Below are 2,565 nucleotides of genomic sequence, written 5' to 3'. Positions count from 1 at the left end.
GGACATATAGAGATAAAAACAACACAAGAGATATTTTTTTAGATAATCGTAGAGTTTTAAGAATAAGCTTGAATTTATTGTTTTCACTGTAACCACAAACGAAAACCCTAGCATTACGCTAGGGTTTTATACTAAATAATCAACAATAATATCTTACTATTTGTATGTTAGACCGTAACCAAATGGAAACAGTGTAATTTCAGCCTGCTCTTCATTAGAAGGGAGATCTTCTGATCCAAATTCTTCAACTAAATCTGTTGAAACCGGTAAACCGAACGGTAATTTCCCTTCCGGTTTTGCACCATTATTATTGGTAATAACATCTAAGAAGGCTTCATCAGAAGTGCCGTAGTTAGCTGTGATAATATCAATTGTATGTGCAATATTACCCAATGCGGCAGGACGGATCATAAACACATCAAGAATAACGCGTTTACCCGTTGCAATCGCAGCTTGGATTAGATCATGACTTGCGCCACCAGTATACTGACACTGGCCAAGGCTTTCTTCGGCTAATTCCGGATAACAAAGCTGCGCACCGTTATGTTCATCTGGAGCGGTTTCATAGTCACGAAGTGCAAAATCATCATCAGATACAAAGCCTAGCTCTCCCATTGGCATCCAGACCGCAAATGGGAACCATGCATGTGCCATCATACCCGGAGTTTGCGTACGGATAATAATAGTATCAGCATCATTCATCTCTTCGACTACAGTCAGACCGTAGTCTGAAGCAAACGACGCCTCTATACCACTTACAAACACCTTGCCTAACTCTGTAGACGAAAGCGGTAATTGGTCGCCAGTGTTTTTCAACAGGGTGACTGAACGGCGTTGTGAATCATCAGCGGCTACTTGGAACTCAGCTTTACCGACAACTTCAATCGCTTTTGCCGGATCAACGAAGGCGGATTCAAACAGACCCTGTTTAAACTTAGTCACCATGATGCGTTTCACTGACAAGTTAATTCGCTTTGCCGTTAATCGACCAGAGGTAATATTGGCAAGCAAGTTTGTTGGATCATTAATACCACCAAACGAATCGATACCGGCATCAACAAGCAGAGCAGCTCTCTCAACTGTGTCTATATCTTCCACACCCCACGGCATACCAAGGCGAGCGTACCAAGGTATTGCGGCATATTCTTCTGATATTACACCCTCACGGCATGGTCCAACACAATCAGACGCTACCCCCCAATCGGAGACTATCACGCCTTCAAATTTTTCTTCACCGCGCAACACATCGGTCAACAGGTACTTACTGTAACCAAATCCGACATTTTCCTCACCGATAACCTGATCCATCGGTACACCGTAATAAGGCATAACACCCGCGACGCCGGCTTCAAAAGCCCCTTTAAACGGGATGCGGTGGTAGGCAAAGTTATTACCCGGGTAAACCTGCTTTCTACCGATAAAGTAATGGGCATCAATACCGTTTTCCTGTGGGCCGCCGCCAGCAAAATGTTTTACCACGCCCCAGACACCGCCTTTAACCAGATCCGTATCAGAATTTTGCAGTCCCTGAACATAAGATTTGGTCATGATTCGCGATAAATTTGCGTCTTCACCGAAGGTACTGTTAACTCTGCCCCATCTCGGTTCAGTGGCGATATCTGCCGTTGGATGCAGCGCCTGATTAATCCCGACCGCCAGGTATTCCTGTCTGATAATATCTGCAAATTTTTTAGTCAGAGCCTCATCACCGATTGCCGCTAAACCAAGTGTTTCAGTCCATTGCGAAAACTGACCAGCACCGATTGATGCGCCCCCTGCTTCGTTAAAGTGGTTACGCGGATCTGTAGAGATTGAGACGGGTATAGCAAGGCGGGTTTGCTCCGCTATTGCTTGAACCGTATTATTATCGTCTGCAATATCTTTTACAGCGCCCGCTTGTCGCGTGATCAATGTATTGATCATGCGCTCTTTAAGTAATACCGTATTGTTCTCACCTTCACCGTCAAAGACCAGTCTTGATGCATCCGGAGTGGTAGCCAATGTGCCGTGCATCATGGCTCCCGCTTTTTCTGCATCTGTCATTCGGGCAACAAGATCATCCGCACGCTCAGGAGCGCTTAAACGCCAATCTTCATAAAGATTAAGCTCACCGTCTTTGTTATGATCTTTAAATTTCAACCCGCTTTGCTCAATAATTTCTAGCGTTGCTTGCGACAGTTCAGCCTGTTGAACCTTCGTATCACTATCACTACAACCGCTTAAAATCATTACTGCGATCAACGCACTTAATTTAGTTACTTTAGTCTTCATATGTCCTCCGCGCATTCATTGTTTAACTCGGATCATCATTATAATAATAGGTTAATTTTCCTATTTAACTTTTTACTATTCTGGTCTAATTGAACTGAAGCATTAGTGTTAATCAGTGAGCAAGGTTATAGCGTTCAGGAAGCAGCTTCGGCTCTAGGTATCACAACTTATAGCTGGAAACAAAAAGCTGGATTAATGTTTCATATTGATAGAGGCTCTCAATATACTAGCGGGCGATTTGAACAAGTATAAAATAACGGCCTCAATGAGCAGTGTAGGCGCTTGTTTAGATAA

At 43.6% G+C, this 2,565-nt stretch carries 1 protein-coding gene; it reads right to left on the bottom strand.

All coding sequences use genetic code 11. From position 1 onward, the window contains the following. Nucleotides 1-156: 156 nt before the first annotated feature. On the bottom strand, nucleotides 157-2,271 hold the full coding sequence (locus AC4GME_RS18660; protein ID WP_490377569.1) for a glycoside hydrolase family 3 protein: 2,115 nt from the start codon (nucleotides 2,269-2,271) through the stop codon (nucleotides 157-159). Between the last annotated feature and the right edge of the window lie 294 nt (nucleotides 2,272-2,565).

The organism is Psychromonas sp. (assembly GCF_983033635.1).
The sequence above is the reverse complement of the archived record's forward strand: the minus strand, read 5'-3'. Positions and strand labels throughout refer to the sequence as shown.

Bases quoted from the DNA above. Each gene is read 5' to 3' on its own strand.
- AC4GME_RS18660 (WP_490377569.1), bottom strand. From the start codon at position 2,271: ATGAAGACTAAAGTAACTAAATTAAGTGCGTTGATCGCAGTAATGATT.